The 15,111-nt window shown below is 55.8% G+C and carries 12 protein-coding genes; 11 read left to right on the forward strand and 1 reads right to left on the reverse strand.

Features of this window, described 5'->3' with window-relative positions:
• The first annotated feature begins 98 nt into the window (after positions 1–98).
• The 4 genes from dnaK (at position 99) to nhaA (ending at position 5,782) form a co-directional block, all read left to right on the forward strand.
• The gene (gene dnaK / locus SB13_RS03715) at positions 99–2,012 is read left to right on the forward strand and encodes a molecular chaperone DnaK (RefSeq protein WP_026739056.1); all 1,914 of its coding nucleotides are present in this window, start codon (positions 99–101) and stop codon (positions 2,010–2,012) included.
• A 114-nt stretch (positions 2,013–2,126) separates the two neighbouring features.
• Entirely contained in the window at positions 2,127–3,263 is a 1,137-nt protein-coding gene (dnaJ, locus tag SB13_RS03720; protein ID WP_026739057.1) for a molecular chaperone DnaJ, read from the forward strand.
• A 199-nt stretch (positions 3,264–3,462) separates the two neighbouring features.
• Complete coding sequence (locus tag SB13_RS03725; protein WP_081821819.1) at positions 3,463–4,362, forward strand: glycerophosphodiester phosphodiesterase family protein; 900 nt, start codon at positions 3,463–3,465, stop codon at positions 4,360–4,362.
• Between the two features lie 217 nt (positions 4,363–4,579).
• On the forward strand, positions 4,580–5,782 hold the full coding sequence (gene nhaA, locus SB13_RS03730; RefSeq protein WP_026739059.1) for a Na+/H+ antiporter NhaA: 1,203 nt from the start codon (positions 4,580–4,582) through the stop codon (positions 5,780–5,782).
• Positions 5,783–5,969: 187 nt separating this feature from the next.
• Here nhaA and rpsT read toward each other — a convergent pair whose 3' ends face one another.
• Positions 5,970–6,233, reverse strand: coding sequence for a 30S ribosomal protein S20 (rpsT, locus tag SB13_RS03735; protein WP_026739060.1), 264 nt, complete (start codon positions 6,231–6,233; stop codon positions 5,970–5,972).
• Positions 6,234–6,637: 404 nt separating this feature from the next.
• Here rpsT and ribF point away from each other — a divergent pair, with 404 nt between their 5' ends.
• The 7 genes from ribF (at position 6,638) to carA (ending at position 15,053) form a co-directional block, all read left to right on the forward strand.
• Positions 6,638–7,579 carry a bifunctional riboflavin kinase/FAD synthetase gene (ribF, locus tag SB13_RS03740; RefSeq protein ID WP_026739061.1) on the forward strand — a complete coding sequence of 314 codons (942 nt, stop codon included), beginning with the start codon at positions 6,638–6,640 and terminating at the stop codon, positions 7,577–7,579.
• A 32-nt stretch (positions 7,580–7,611) separates the two neighbouring features.
• Positions 7,612–10,431 (forward strand): isoleucine--tRNA ligase, encoded by a 2,820-nt coding sequence (gene ileS / locus SB13_RS03745; RefSeq protein ID WP_026739062.1) that lies wholly within the window; start codon positions 7,612–7,614, stop codon positions 10,429–10,431.
• A gap of 11 nt (positions 10,432–10,442) precedes the next feature.
• Positions 10,443–10,937, forward strand: a complete 495-nt coding sequence (lspA, locus tag SB13_RS03750) for a signal peptidase II (protein WP_394296361.1) — start codon at positions 10,443–10,445, stop codon at positions 10,935–10,937.
• A 3-nt stretch (positions 10,938–10,940) separates the two neighbouring features.
• Positions 10,941–11,414 (forward strand): FKBP-type peptidyl-prolyl cis-trans isomerase, encoded by a 474-nt coding sequence (gene fkpB / locus SB13_RS03755; RefSeq protein WP_026739064.1) that lies wholly within the window; start codon positions 10,941–10,943, stop codon positions 11,412–11,414.
• The gene (gene ispH / locus SB13_RS03760) at positions 11,395–12,345 is read left to right on the forward strand and encodes a 4-hydroxy-3-methylbut-2-enyl diphosphate reductase (protein ID WP_026739065.1); all 951 of its coding nucleotides are present in this window, start codon (positions 11,395–11,397) and stop codon (positions 12,343–12,345) included. The genes fkpB and ispH overlap by 20 nt, the downstream gene beginning before the upstream one ends.
• A 284-nt stretch (positions 12,346–12,629) precedes the next feature.
• Positions 12,630–13,451, forward strand: a complete 822-nt coding sequence (gene dapB / locus SB13_RS03765; protein WP_026739066.1) for a 4-hydroxy-tetrahydrodipicolinate reductase — start codon at positions 12,630–12,632, stop codon at positions 13,449–13,451.
• Between the two features lie 456 nt (positions 13,452–13,907).
• A complete protein-coding gene (carA, locus tag SB13_RS03770) occupies positions 13,908–15,053 on the forward strand; it encodes a glutamine-hydrolyzing carbamoyl-phosphate synthase small subunit (RefSeq protein ID WP_026739067.1) in 1,146 nt (381 codons plus the stop codon).
• Positions 15,054–15,111: the final 58 nt, after the last annotated feature.

Consider the following 15,111-nt stretch of genomic DNA (forward strand, 5'->3'; position numbering starts at 1 on the left):
ATACGGCATGGTATTGCGGGGAGTTGAAAACTCATCCGCGGCCCACATAGTAGGTTGAACTACCACAACCGAATATGACTTTTAGTGGAGATGTTTAGATGGGTAAGATCATTGGTATCGACTTGGGAACAACCAACTCTTGTGTTGCGATTATGGATGGTACGAAGGTTAAGGTACTGGAAAACAGCGAGGGCGATCGCACCACGCCTTCCATCATTGCTTATACGCAAGACGGTGAAACTCTGGTTGGCCAACCGGCTAAACGTCAGGCGGTGACCAACCCTAAAAACACGCTGTTTGCAATCAAGCGTCTGATTGGCCGTCGTTTCCAGGACGAAGAAGTCCAGCGTGACACCAACATCATGCCGTACAAAATTATCGGCGCTGACAACGGCGACGCCTGGCTGGAAGTGAAAGACCAGAAACTGGCTCCGCCGCAGATTTCCGCCGAAGTTCTGAAGAAAATGAAGAAGACGGCAGAAGATTACCTGGGCGAAGCCGTGACTGAAGCGGTTATCACCGTGCCAGCTTACTTCAACGATGCTCAGCGTCAGGCGACCAAAGACGCCGGCCGTATTGCAGGTCTGGAAGTAAAACGTATCATCAACGAACCGACCGCTGCCGCTCTGGCCTACGGTCTGGATAAAGAAGTTGGCAACCGTACTATCGCGGTTTACGACCTGGGTGGTGGTACGTTCGATATCTCCATCATCGAAATCGATGAAGTGGAAGGCGAAAAAACCTTCGAAGTACTGGCGACCAACGGTGACACCCACCTGGGTGGTGAAGACTTCGACAGCCGTCTGATCAACTACCTGGTTGACGAGTTCAAGAAAGAGCAGAACTTCGACCTGCGTAATGACCCGCTGGCCATGCAGCGTCTGAAAGAAGCGGCAGAAAAAGCGAAAATCGAACTGTCTTCCGCACAGCAGACCGACGTTAACCTGCCGTACATCACGGCTGATGCTTCTGGCCCGAAACACCTGAACATCAAAGTGACTCGCGCCAAACTGGAATCGCTGGTAGAAGATCTGGTCACGCGTTCTCTGGAGCCGCTGAAAGTGGCGCTGCAGGATGCCAAACTGTCTGTTTCTGAAATCAACGACGTGATCCTGGTCGGCGGTCAGACCCGTATGCCGATGGTACAGAAGAAAGTGGCTGACTTCTTCGGCAAAGAGCCGCGTAAAGATGTGAACCCGGATGAAGCCGTGGCTATCGGTGCTGCTGTACAGGGCGGCGTGCTGTCTGGTGATGTGAAAGACGTACTGCTGCTGGACGTTACCCCGTTGTCTCTGGGTATCGAAACCATGGGCGGCGTGATGACTTCGCTGATTGCCAAGAACACCACGATCCCGACCAAACACAGCCAGGTGTTCTCTACGGCGGAAGACAACCAGTCTGCTGTGACGATCCACGTACTGCAGGGTGAACGTAAACGCGCTCAGGACAACAAATCCCTGGGTCAGTTTAACCTGGACGGCATCCAGCCGGCGCAGCGCGGCATGCCGCAGATTGAAGTGACCTTCGACATCGATGCCGATGGTATCTTGCACGTGTCCGCGAAAGACAAAAACAGCGGTCGCGAACAGAACATCACCATCAAAGCGTCTTCCGGCCTGAACGAAGACGAAATCCAGAAGATGGTGAGTGAAGCTGAAGCCAACGCGGAATCCGACCGTAAGTTCGAAGAACTGGTTCAGACCCGCAACCAGGGCGACCACCTGCTGCACAGCACGCGTAAGCAGCTGGAAGAACTGGGCGACAAACTGGCTGCTAGCGACAAAACGGCTATCGAAGACGCGCTGAAAGCGCTGGAAGCCGCGCTGAAGTCTGAAGATAAAGCAGACATCGAAGCGAAAATCCAGGCGCTGGCCGAAGCCTCCACCAAACTGCTGGAAGCATCTCAGCAGCAGGCTCAGCCGGAAGCGGGTGCCGCTGGCGGCGAAAGCGCGGACCGTAAAGACGACGATGTCGTTGATGCGGAATTCGAAGAAGTCAAAGACAAAAAATAATCGCCCTTGAGCGGGCGCGGCAGCGGTAAATGTTACTGCTGTCGGCAAGGCAATCAGCACGGGCGTCGGGGAAACTCTGCGCCCGTGCACGCATGTTGAGGGCAGATAACAAACATGGCTAAGCAAGACTACTACGAAACGTTAGGCGTTGCGAAAAGCGCGGATGAACGTGAAATCAAGAAGGCGTATAAGCGCCTGGCGATGAAGTTTCACCCGGACCGTAACCCCGGTGACAGCAGTGCTGAAGCCAAATTTAAAGAAGTCAAAGAAGCCTACGAAGTGCTGAGCGATTCGCAGAAACGTGCTGCATACGATCAGTACGGCCATGCTGCGTTTGAACAAGGCGGCATGGGCGGTGGCGGCGGCGGTGGTTTTGGCGGCGGCGCAGACTTCAGCGATATCTTTGGCGACGTTTTCGGCGACATCTTCGGTGGCGGACGCCGTCAACGCGCGAGCCGTGGCTCAGACCTACGTTACAACATGGATCTGACTCTGGAAGAAGCCGTGCGTGGCGTCACCAAAGAGATCCGTATTCCAACGCTGGAAGAGTGTGATGTTTGTCATGGCAACGGCTCCCGTCCGGGCAGCTCGCCGGCGACCTGTCCAACCTGTCATGGTAATGGACAGGTGCAGATGCGTCAGGGCTTCTTCACCGTGCAGCAGGCGTGTCCGCACTGTCACGGTCGCGGCAAGATCATCAAAGACCCGTGCGTGAAATGTCACGGCCACGGTCGTATGGAAAAAAGCAAAACGCTGTCGGTTAAAATTCCGGCGGGCGTGGACACGGGCGACCGCATCCGTCTTTCCGGTGAAGGCGAAGCCGGTGAAATGGGCGCGCCAGCGGGCGATCTGTACGTCCAGGTCCAGGTGAAACAGCACCCGATTTTCCAGCGTGAAGAGAATAACCTGTACTGCGAAGTGCCGATCAACTTTGCCATGGCGGCGTTGGGCGGCGAAATCGAAGTGCCGACGCTGGATGGCCGCGTGAAGCTGAAAGTCCCCGCGGAAACGCAGACCGGCAAGCTGTTCAGAATGCGCGGCAGGGGTGTGAAGTCCGTCCGCGGCGGCGCTCAGGGCGACCTGCTGTGTCGCGTTGTGGTGGAAACACCGGTCAGCCTGAACGAGCGTCAGAAAGAGCTGCTGCAGGAGCTGGAGCAGAGCTTTGGCGGACCTTCCGGCGAGCGCAACAGTCCGCGTTCGAAAAGCTTCTTCGACGGTGTGAAGAAGTTCTTTGACGACTTGACCCGTTAAGTCCATTCTCGCGTCGATTCCATCAACGGCCCGCTTTGCGGGCCGTTTTTTATGGCGCCACGTTACGCCGCTTTCTTTACCCTCGCGGACGGTTCGCGTGATGGTGGCTTTCCTGAGCGCCTTGGCGCGTTGTGACAAAAACGTCATATCGCGACGATATGCTTAGGCACCTCCTCTTTTGCTCAAACGGGTGCTTATCATGCAACGATTTTTCCGCCGCTTCTGTGCGTTTCTGTATTTGGCGATGGCGTCTGCCGCGGCCTATCCCGCCACCGCGCCTCAGGTGATCGCTCATCGGGGTGGGACGAGCGACGCGCCGGAAAATACGAGGGTTGCGGTTGATTCCGCTTTAAAGAACGGCGCGGATGCAATCTGGGTCACGCTGCAGGAGGCGAAAGATGGCGTGATTGTGCTTTATCGCCCGACGGATCTTAAGGCGCTGACCGATAAACAGGGCCCGGTTTCTGCGTATACCAGCGCTGAATTGGCCAATGTGGATGCGGGATGGGCTTTCGGCGATACCACACATCACCCCTTCCGTGGCAAAGGTATCGGCATCCCCCGACTGGATGCGATTTTGCGCGCTTATCCTCAGGTGTCGTTCTATCTGGACATCAAATCGCCTGACGCCGATCCGGCGCGTTTCGGCCAGACTCTGTTGAAAACGCTGCAGGAAACCGGAAGTCTGGCGCGCACGCGCGTTTACTCCACGGATGCTCGTTATCTTGAGGCGTTGCCGCCGCAGATTGCTCGCTTCGAAACCCGAGACCGTACCCGAACCTTGCTGGCGAATGTTTCCATGGCACATCAATGTGACCCGCTTCCGGCCGCGCGCGTACCGCATTGGTATGGGTTGGAGTTGCGTCGCGAGGTCGAGGTCGTCGAGCGATTCNCCTTGGGAGAAGGGCGTTCCAAAGCTGTACTGACCTGGGATAAAGAAGCGATGGACTGCTTTCGGTCCGCCGGAGTGGCGCAGGTAATTCTGTTCGGCGTCAATACGGCCGCCGACTACCGGCGCGCGCGGGAGTTGGGGGCGGATGGCGTGCTGGTGGATTCTCCGCGCGGCGCACGGGCGTTTCGTCAGGAAAGCGCGAAATAGCGTTGTCGCTCGTCATGGGGAGTGGCTGTTGGTGCGTAGGTGACACGCTTTTGCCGTCCTGATAACGCTCATCATTTTGTTGTGATTCGTTTCTGCCGAAGGTTATCCGGTTTTTGTTGAATATTGAGGCATTTTCAACGAGTGTATGGGCTGATTTCCGACTTCCTGACATCACTAGAAGACGGTGTGCTGATTTCGTTTGAGAGAGAATGTCCTGATGATGAGGCTATTGCGCCGGTTTGCCCGGCTGGATGCGGCGGCGGGAATAACGCTGATTGCGGCAACGTTGTTGGCGTTGCTGATGGCGAATATTCCGCTGACGGCAATGGGATATGACAAGGTGCTGACTACGCCGCTCGACGTCACGGTGGGTGGGATGAATATTCATGCCTCGCTGCTGCACGCGATTAACGATGGCCTGATGACGCTGTTTTTTTTGATGGTGGGGCTTGAGGTAAAACGCGAGCTGATGGTTGGCGCATTGGCCAGCCGTCGTCAGGCGCTGTTACCCGTAGCGGCCGCTCTGGGAGGCATGGTGGTCCCCGCGCTGATCTATCTGGCGATCAATGCCACCGAGACGCATACCCGGGTGGGGTGGGCCATTCCGACGGCGACGGACATCGCCTTCGCCGTCGGGATTCTGGTATTGCTGGGCAAACGGGTGCCGCTGGGGCTGAAAGTGTTCCTGCTGGCGCTGGCGATCATTGACGATCTGGGGGCGATTCTGGTGATCGCGCTGTTCTACACACAGCAACTGCATGGGGTGGCGTTGTTGGGGGCGGCGTTATCGGCGACGATTCTGGCGTATATGAATTGGCGGCAGGTGATGAATACGCCTGCGTATTTACTGGTGGGCGCCGTTATGTGGCTTTGCGTTCTGCTGTCGGGCGTGCATGCCACGCTGGCGGGAGTTGTGGTTGGATTCCTGATCCCGCTGCGCGCGCCGGCCGGGCGGCCGTCGCCTGCGACCGCGCTGGAACACCGGCTGAGCGGCTGGGTCGCATTTCTGATTATCCCGCTATTCGCATTCGCCAACGCGGGTATCGCGCTACAAGGCGTTGATGCCGGACAGATGCTTTCGCCGCTCACGGTGGGCATCGCCGCCGGTTTGCTGATAGGAAAACCGCTGGGGATTATGTTGTTTAGCGGAGGGGTAATCGCTCTGCGGCTGGCGACGTTACCGGCGGGCGTGAACTTTCGTCAGCTCAGCGCGGTATCGGTGCTGTGCGGCATCGGCTTCACGATGTCCATTTTCATCACGCTGCTCTCTTTCGGCGGCAAAGCGGATGCGGCGACGGTACTGTATGCCAAGCTCGCGATCCTGATGAGCTCATTGGCGGCCGGCGCGTTTGGTTTTATCGCTTTGCGTATTGTGCTGCCTGCCGTGCCGGTTCATACGCCGGTGCCGAGAGAAGAGTGATGTGTCGCCAGGCGCTGTAGGCATCGGATGAGGGAAGACGATCGCGGTGATTAACGGCGCTGGCGAACCCTTAGGGGTTCATGTTAACTATCTGTAAAATAATATAAAAGTTTAAATTTTCAGGATTTTTAGACATAAAAAAACCGGCCTAAGCCGGTTTTTTCTAGCAATGTTCGCGAGAACGCGATTATTGCAAAGCGTTGATCTGTGCGATCAGGTTTGACTTATGACGTGCAGCCTTGTTCTTGTGAATCAGGCCTTTGCTAGCCTGACGATCCACGATCGGTTGCATTTCATTAAACGCTTTCAGTGCTGCTTCTTTATCGCCAGTGGCGATCGCCGCGTATACTTTCTTGATGAAAGTGCGCATCATGGAGCGACGGCTTGCGTTATGCTTGCGACGCTTTTCAGACTGTACGGCGCGTTTCTTAGCTGATTTGATATTAGCCAAGGTCCAACTCCCAAATATATTCTATCGAGGACAATTCAAAGGCCGAGGAATATGCCCGGTTAGCCTTCTTTTGTCAATGGATTTGTGCAAATAAGCGCCGTTTGTACGTCAGCGCTTGTTACGTTGTGATGGCGCAGGATTTTAACAGCTTCACGTCGGGGAATACAGCCTTTCACGCCATAAATCGGTATTAAAACGCGCAACTCGTGTTAACCGACTGATCTTGACAACCACATGCCTTATTGGCCGTGAGATGCCGTCATCCCAGGCGGCGTTTTTGCGCTTTTTTGACTCTCGACCAGCGCGAAAATCAGCAGGGCTGGCGATAAAAGGCACGCATCTCGGGTTAACCTTACTCGTTGTACAAGGTATAATCCGCCGATTTCCACTGTTTTGAGCCAGTTATGCAGCTAATACGCGGTATACACAATCTTCAGGCACACCATCATGGCTGTGTGCTTACTATTGGTAACTTTGACGGTGTCCACCGCGGGCATCATGTGCTGCTCGAACGCCTGAAACAGGAAGGGCAGAAGCGCGGACTGCCTGTGATGGTCATGATTTTTGAACCCCAGCCGCAAGAGCTGTTCGGCGGCGAAAACGCGCCCGCCCGACTGACCCGGTTGCGCGATAAGGTGAAATATCTGTCGCAGGCTGGCGTCGATTACCTGCTGTGCGTGAAGTTCGACGCGGCCTTCGCCGCCCACGATGCCCATGCCTTTATTTCCGATCTGCTGGTGAACAAGCTGGGCGTTAAATTCCTGGTGGTGGGGGATGACTTCCGCTTTGGCGCTGGTCGCAAAGGGGATTTCCTGTTATTACAGAAAGCGGGCGTTGAGCTGGACTTTGAGGTCATCAGCACCGATTCGTTCTGCAACGGTGGAAAGCGAGTGAGCAGCACCGCGGTGCGGGAAGCGCTCAGCCAAGACGATTTGGCACAGGCCGAAGCGCTATTAGGTCACCCGTTCAGTATTTCTGGGCGCGTGGTGCATGGTAATGCGCTCGGTCGCACGATAGGTTTCCCGACGGCGAATGTGCCGTTGAAACGCAAGGTATCGCCGGTCAGCGGCGTGTACGCCGTAAGCGTCTATGGGCTGGGCGATGAGCCTATTCCCGGCGTGGCCAACATCGGAACGCGCCCGACAATCACCGGCGACAAACGTCAGCAGTTGGAAGTGCATTTGTTTGACGTCACGCTGGATCTGTATGGCCGCCATATAGAAGTGGTCATGCGCAAAAAACTACGTAATGAACAGCGGTTTGCTTCGCTTGATGCGCTGAAGCAGCAGATCGCTAATGATGAGGTGGCAGCCCGTGAATTCTTTGGGCTAAAGGCACCGGTTTAATTTTTCTAGCCGAAAACGAAATCGAGAATCTAATGAGTGACTATAAAACTACCCTGAATTTGCCGGAAACAGGGTTCCCGATGCGTGGCGATCTCGCCAAGCGCGAACCCGATATGCTGAAACGTTGGTACGATCAGGATCTGTACGGGATTATTCGTAGCGCCAAGCAAGGTAAGAAAACCTTTATCCTGCACGATGGCCCCCCGTACGCCAACGGCAACATTCACATTGGTCACTCGGTTAACAAGATTCTTAAAGACATTATTATCAAGTCCAAAGGGCTTTCCGGCTACGACTCTCCCTATGTTCCGGGCTGGGATTGCCACGGCCTGCCTATCGAACTGAAAGTTGAGCAATTGGTCGGCAAGCCGGGCGAAAAAGTCAGCGCGGCAGAGTTCCGTCAGGAGTGCCGTAAGTACGCGGCAGAGCAGGTCGCCGGCCAGAAAAAAGACTTCATTCGACTGGGCGTGCTGGGCGAGTGGGATCATCCTTATCTGACGATGGACTTCGACACCGAAGCCAACATCATCCGCGCGCTGGGCAAGATCATCGCCAACGGGCACCTGCACAAGGGCGCCAAGCCGGTTCACTGGTGTGCCGACTGCGGTTCCGCACTGGCGGAAGCGGAAGTCGAATACTATGACAAAACCTCTCCTTCTATTGATGTCGCTTTCAGCGCGGTCGACCGTTCCGCCGTAGCGGCGAAGTTCGGCGTCTCTGCCGATGCGGTAGAGGGCGCCATCTCCCTGGTGATTTGGACCACGACCCCGTGGACCCTGCCGGCTAACCGCGCTATCTCTCTGAATGCGGAATTTATTTACCAACTGGTGCAGGTGGACGGTCAGGCGCTGATTTTGGCGGCGGATTTGGTCGAAAGCGTCATGCAGCGTCTGGGCGTTGCCGGATGGAAAGTGCTGGGCGAATGCCAGGGTAACGCGCTCGAACTGCTGCGCTTCAATCACCCGTTCATGGGCTTCGATGTCCCGGCTATTCTGGGCGAACACGTCACGCTGGATGCCGGTACGGGTGCCGTCCATACCGCGGGCGGACACGGTCCAGACGACTATGTCATCAGTCAGAAATATCAGTTGGAAATCGCCAACCCCGTGGGACCGGATGGCTGCTATCTGCCGGGCACGTTCCCGGGGCTGGACGGCCTGTTCGTCTTCAAAGCTAACGACACCGTCGTTGAGATGCTGCGCGAGCGCGGCGTGCTGCTGCACGTTGAAAAACTGCTGCACAGCTATCCTTGCTGCTGGCGTCACAAAACGCCGATTATCTTCCGCGCGACCCCGCAGTGGTTCATCAGCATGGATCAGAAAGGGCTGCGTCAGCAGTCGCTGTCAGAAATCAAAGACGTGCAGTGGATCCCAGACTGGGGCCAGGCGCGTATCGAAACCATGGTCGCGAATCGCCCAGATTGGTGTATTTCCCGTCAGCGCACCTGGGGTGTGCCGATGTCGCTGTTCGTGCACAAAGAGACCGAAGAGCTGCACCCGCGTACCGTGGAACTGATGGAAGCCGTCGCTAAACGCGTTGAGCAGGATGGCATTCAGGCATGGTGGGATCTGGACCCGGCGGAGCTGCTGGGCGAAGACGCCGCCAACTACGTCAAAGTGCCTGATACGCTGGACGTGTGGTTTGACTCCGGTTCCACCCATGCGTCAGTCGTCGACGTGCGCCCGGAATTTGGCGGCCACGCGGCAGACATGTATCTGGAAGGCTCCGACCAGCATCGCGGCTGGTTCATGTCTTCGCTGATGATCTCGACTGCCATCAAGGGTAAAGCGCCGTATCGTCAGGTACTGACGCACGGCTTCACCGTGGATGGACAGGGTCGCAAAATGTCCAAGTCCATCGGCAACACGGTCAGCCCGCAGGACGTGATGGACAAACTGGGCGCCGACATTCTGCGCCTGTGGATCGGCTCCACCGACTACTCCGGTGAAATCGCGGTGTCCGATGAAATCCTGAAACGTTCCGCCGACGCCTACCGCCGTATTCGTAACACCGCGCGCTTCCTGCTGGCCAACCTGAACGGTTTCGATCCGGCGCAGCACAGCGTGGCGCCTCAGGATATGGTCGTGCTCGATCGCTGGGCGGTCGGTTGCGCGAAAGCCGCGCAGGAAGAGATTCTGGACGCGTACGAAAACTACGACTTCCACCGCGTAGTTCAGCGTCTGATGCAGTTCTGCTCGATCGAAATGGGATCGTTCTATCTCGATATCATCAAAGATCGTCAGTACACCGCCAAGAGCGACAGCGTCGCGCGCCGCAGCTGTCAGACGGCCCTGTTCCACATCGCCGAAGCGCTGGTGCGCTGGATGGCGCCGATCCTCTCCTTTACGGCTGATGAGATCTGGGCTTACCTGCCAGGCGAACGCGCGCAGTACGTCTTTACCGAAGAGTGGTATGACGGCCTGTTCGGGCTTGACGGTGAAGAAAGCATGAATGAGGCTTTCTGGGCCGACATGCTGCAAATCCGCAGCGAAGTGAACAAGGTGATCGAGCAGGCGCGTAACGACAAACACATCCGTGGTTCTCTGGAAGCCGCCGTCACCCTGTATGCGGATAGCGCACTGACTGAGAAGCTGAATCAGCTGCAGCCGGAGCTGCATTTCGCGCTGCTGACCTCGAAGGCCACCATCGCGTCATACGACGATGCGCCTGCGGATGCGCAGCAGACGGAATTATCAGGGCTGAAAATTGTCCTTGATAAGGCTGACGGCGAGAAATGCCCGCGCTGCTGGCATTTTGAAACGGATATCGGCACGGACTCCGAGCATCCTGAAGTGTGCGGTCGCTGTGCTACCAACGTCGGTGGTGCGGGCGAAGTGCGTAAATTCGTCTAATGAGACACTCTATGAAATCAACGGGACTGCGCTGGCTTTGGCTGGCGCTGGTAGTGCTGGTAGTCGATCTGGGTAGCAAGCAGTGGGTCATGTCCCACTTTCAGTTGGGCGAGTCGCTGCCGCTGATCCCATTCTTTAATCTGACCTATGCCCATAATCCTGGCGCGGCGTTCAGCTTCCTGGCCGATAAAGATGGCTGGCAACGTTGGTTCTTTGCGGTGATCGCGCTGGCGATTACCGCAGCTCTGCTGGTCATGATGTACCGCTCCAGCGCCAGCCAGAAGCTGAACAACATCGCTTACGCCATGATTATCGGCGGCGCGGTGGGTAACCTGACCGATCGGTTGGTTCATGGCTATGTTATTGACTTTGTTGATTTCTATATCAATGACTGGCATTACCCCATCTTTAATATCGCCGATGCGGGCATCTGTATCGGAGCATTGCTGATTGTGTTGGAAGGCTTTTTCGTGTCCTCTGAGAAGAAAAAAGCCGAAGGTAAATAACGCATGTCTGACCGTGTTCAGAACCACAGTGCCGTATGGGTGCATTTCACGTTGACGCTGGAAGACGGCTCTGTGGCGGAAAGCACTCAGCGCAGCGGAAAACCGGCGCTGTTCCAGCTGGGTAACGGCAGTTTGTCACCCGAGCTGGAGCAGCATCTACTGGGGCTACAGGCGGGCGATAAACGTCGTTTCAGCCTGCCGCCCGAGTCTGCTTTCGGCGACGCCAATCCCGATTTGATACAGTTCTTCCTGCGACGCGACTTCGCCGAAACCGGCGTGCCCGACGTAGGAACGATCATGTTGTTCAGCGGCATTGGCGGTCAGGATATGCCGGGCATTATTCAGGAAGTGGCGGAAGAGTCCGTCACCGTCGATTTCAACCATCCGCTGGCCGGACATACCATCACGTTCGACATCGACGTGCAGGCTATCGATCCCCCGTTACAGGAGGAGAAGCATGAAAATCTTGCTGGCTAACCCCCGCGGGTTCTGCGCAGGCGTCGACCGCGCCATCAGCATCGTGGAACGGGCGCTGGAGATCTACGGCGCGCCGATTTACGTTCGTCACGAGGTGGTGCATAACCGTTTCGTCGTTAACGGCCTGCGTGAGCGCGGCGCTATTTTTATCGAGCAGATCGATGAAGTGCCGGACGGCGCGATCCTGATTTTCTCAGCGCACGGCGTTTCACAGGCGGTACGGGCAGAAGCCAAAAGCCGCGACTTGAGCGTGTTCGACGCCACCTGTCCGTTGGTCACCAAGGTGCATATGGAAGTCGCGCGCGCCAGCCGGAAAGGGATGGAGGCGATTCTGATCGGCCACGCGGGGCATCCCGAAGTGGAAGGCACCATGGGGCAGTACAACAACCCTGAGGGTGGGATGTATCTGGTCGAAAGCCCGGAAGACGTGTTCGCGCTGCAGGTGAAGCATGAAGACAAGCTATGCTTCATGACGCAAACCACCTTGTCCGTGGACGACACCTATGCGGTGATTGATGCCCTGAGGGAGCGTTTTCCGAAGATTATCGGGCCGCGTAAGGACGACATCTGCTATGCGACAACCAACCGACAGGAAGCCGTGCGACATTTGTCAGGCGAAGCGGACGTCGTGCTGGTGGTCGGCTCGAAAAACTCCTCCAACTCAAACCGTCTGGCGGAGCTGGCGCAGCGCGTCGGCAAACGCTCTTATCTTATTGACTCGGCGGACGATATTCAGGAAGCCTGGTTCAAGAATACGGCCTGCGTAGGCGTCACCGCCGGCGCATCGGCGCCCGACGTGCTGGTGCAGGAAGTCGTACAGCGTCTCCGGTCGCTGGGCGGCGAAGTGGCGCATGAGATGGTTGGACGCGAGGAAAACATCGTTTTCGAAGTGCCGAAAGAGCTGCGCGTTGAAGTTAAACAGGTCGACTAACGATCTGACAGAACGACAGCCCGTTCGGCGCTGTCGTTTCCTCCTTCCCAAAAATATTTCCCTGCGTTGAAACTGCATGTTTATGCGTTATAGTGATGAGCCTGCATGACACCTTTATCACCGCGAAAATGGCGTCTTAGTCCCCCCAGCGAGCGGTGGCGCGGGTCACAGAGACGGGATGCGTGCTTATTTTTACCGGTCGGCAAATCTATTCACTTTCTTCCGCCCGGTTTCGTTACCCTGAATGCATTTTTTATGCATGACATGAATAAGAGAGAGAAGACATGAAGGATTCATCAATCCGTATTGCGATTGCCGGTGCTGGCGGACGCATGGGGCGTCAGCTAATACAGGCGGTTGATCACGTCGACGGCGCGGAACTGGGTGCAGCGCTGGAGCGAGCAGGGTCTACGCTGGTCGGCAGCGATGCCGGAGAACTGGCTGGGCTGGGAAAACGGAATGTGGTTGTTTCTGACTCCCTCGATGCCGTGAAGGACGACTTCGACGTTTTAATCGATTTCACACGTCCCGAAGGCACATTGGCGCATCTGGCGTTCTGTCGCCAGCACGCTAAATCCATGATTATCGGCACGACGGGCTTCGATGATGCGGGCAAAGCCGCAATATCCGAGGCGTCCGATGAGATAGGGATCGTTTTCGCCGCCAACTTCAGCGTAGGCGTGAATGTGATGCTGAAGCTGCTGGAGAAGGCGGCGAAGGTCATGGGCGATTACACGGACATTGAAATTATCGAAGCGCATCATCGCCATAAAGTGGACGCGCCTTCGGGTACGGCGCTGGCTATGGGCGAGTCTATCGCTGGTGCTTTGGGGCGCGATCTCAAAAGCTGTGCGGTCTATGCGCGTGAAGGCTACACCGGCGAGCGAGACCCGAAAAGCATCGGTTTCGCGACCGTTCGAGCGGGCGATATCGTCGGTGAGCACACCGCCATGTTTGCAGATATCGGTGAGCGTGTAGAGATAACCCACAAGGCTTCAAGTCGGATGACCTTTGCAAATGGCGCAGTGAGAGCAGCAATATGGTTAAGTGCTCATAAATCTGGTCTTTATGATATGAAAGATGTGCTGGGTCTCGATGATTTATGATTTTTTTGAATTGAGTTATTTTGCAAGTGAATGATTTAAATGACACCTTTGGGTGTCATTTTTAATTTTAGTGTGAAAATAAAGGTTTTTTATCTGTTTTCGTTTTAGATTGATCTAATTTCTATTTTTTATTCCCCTTGAGGCCCTTTTTAGACTTTGGGTTGCCCCGTTTGACGCGATTGATGCTATCTCAATCACCTTTTCGGTCATCTCGATTGGCAACCGTTTTCTTATGCCATTTTATGTGTGTTTTTATGGCTGTCGACCAGGATTATTGACTGGATACGTATAAATACAAGAAAAAACCCTGTTTTGGATGGACAATTGACCGGGCCGTCATTAAAATGCGCCCAATTTGCCGAAAATTTACCTTACAGGTGGTTTTTGCATTGATTTAGATCGGCGAATCTGAATTAATATGCAAATAACGTGATTGTTTATTCCTTGGAGGGTGTTTTGATTAAGTCAGCGCTATTGGTTCTGGAAGACGGAACCCAATTCCACGGTCGGGCCATTGGGGCAGAGGGATCGGCCGTGGGGGAAGTGGTCTTCAATACGTCGATGACCGGTTATCAAGAAATCCTCACTGATCCTTCCTATTCCCGCCAGATTGTCACTCTTACGTATCCCCACATTGGTAATGTCGGCGTTAACGCCAGCGACGAAGAATCCTCATCCATTCAGGCACAAGGCCTGATTATTCGCGACCTCCCCCTCATTGCCAGTAACTACCGCAGCCAGGAAACTCTCTCAAACTACCTCCAGCGCAACAATATTGTGGCGATTGCGGATATCGATACCCGCAAGTTGACGCGTCTGCTGAGGGAGAAAGGCGCGCAGAACGGCTGCATTATTGTGGGCGATGCGCCGGATGGCGCGCTGGCGTTGGAAAAAGCGCAGTCATTCCCGGGCCTGAAAGGTATGGATTTGGCGAAAGAGGTGACGACCACCGCCAGCTACGAATGGCGTCAGGGGAGCTGGACGCTGCAGGGCGATCTGCCGACGGCGAAAGACGAAAGCGAGCTGCCTTATCACGTGGTGGCCTACGACTACGGCGCCAAGCGCAACATCCTGCGCATGCTGGTCGACCGCGGCTGCCGTCTGACCGTCGTGCCAGCTCAGACTTCGGCTGAAGACGTGTTGAAACTTCGTCCGGACGGCGTGTTTCTGTCCAACGGTCCCGGCGACCCGGCACCCTGCGACTATGCCATCGACGCCATCAAAACCCTGCTGGACACCGAGATCCCGATCTTCGGCATTTGCTTAGGCCACCAGCTGCTGGCCTTGGCCAGCGGCGCCGACACCATCAAAATGAAATTCGGCCACCACGGCGGCAACCATCCGGTGAAAGATCTGGACGCGGACCGCGTGATGATCACCGCTCAGAACCACGGCTTTGCGGTAGACGAAGCCACGCTGCCGGCGAATTTGCGCGTCACGCACAAATCGTTGTTCGACGGTTCCCTGCAAGGCATTCACCGAACCGATAAACCGGCTTTCAGCTTCCAGGGACACCCGGAAGCCAGCCCGGGTCCGCACGACGCCGCGCCGCTGTTTGACCACTTTATCGAGCTGATTGAGTCTTACCGTAATACCCAATAATCAGAAGACGCTTAGTCGCGCCGCGCCGGGGCATCTTCCTCGGACGGCGGCGAGTAAG

The organism is Lonsdalea quercina subsp. quercina, assembly GCF_000688695.1.
In the GTDB taxonomy this organism is placed as follows: Bacteria; Pseudomonadota; Gammaproteobacteria; order Enterobacterales; family Enterobacteriaceae; genus Lonsdalea; species Lonsdalea quercina_D.

Coding starts and splice junctions, on each gene's coding strand:
- ribF (WP_026739061.1), top strand. CDS start 6,638: ATGCAGCTAATACGCGGTATACACAATCTTCAGGCACACCATCATGGC.
- dnaK (WP_026739056.1), top strand. CDS start 99: ATGGGTAAGATCATTGGTATCGACTTGGGAACAACCAACTCTTGTGTT.
- ileS (WP_026739062.1), top strand. CDS start 7,612: ATGAGTGACTATAAAACTACCCTGAATTTGCCGGAAACAGGGTTCCCG.
- fkpB (WP_026739064.1), top strand. CDS start 10,941: ATGTCTGACCGTGTTCAGAACCACAGTGCCGTATGGGTGCATTTCACG.
- lspA (WP_394296361.1), top strand. CDS start 10,443: ATGAAATCAACGGGACTGCGCTGGCTTTGGCTGGCGCTGGTAGTGCTG.
- nhaA (WP_026739059.1), top strand. CDS start 4,580: ATGATGAGGCTATTGCGCCGGTTTGCCCGGCTGGATGCGGCGGCGGGA.
- dapB (WP_026739066.1), top strand. CDS start 12,630: ATGAAGGATTCATCAATCCGTATTGCGATTGCCGGTGCTGGCGGACGC.
- dnaJ (WP_026739057.1), top strand. CDS start 2,127: ATGGCTAAGCAAGACTACTACGAAACGTTAGGCGTTGCGAAAAGCGCG.
- ispH (WP_026739065.1), top strand. CDS start 11,395: ATGAAAATCTTGCTGGCTAACCCCCGCGGGTTCTGCGCAGGCGTCGAC.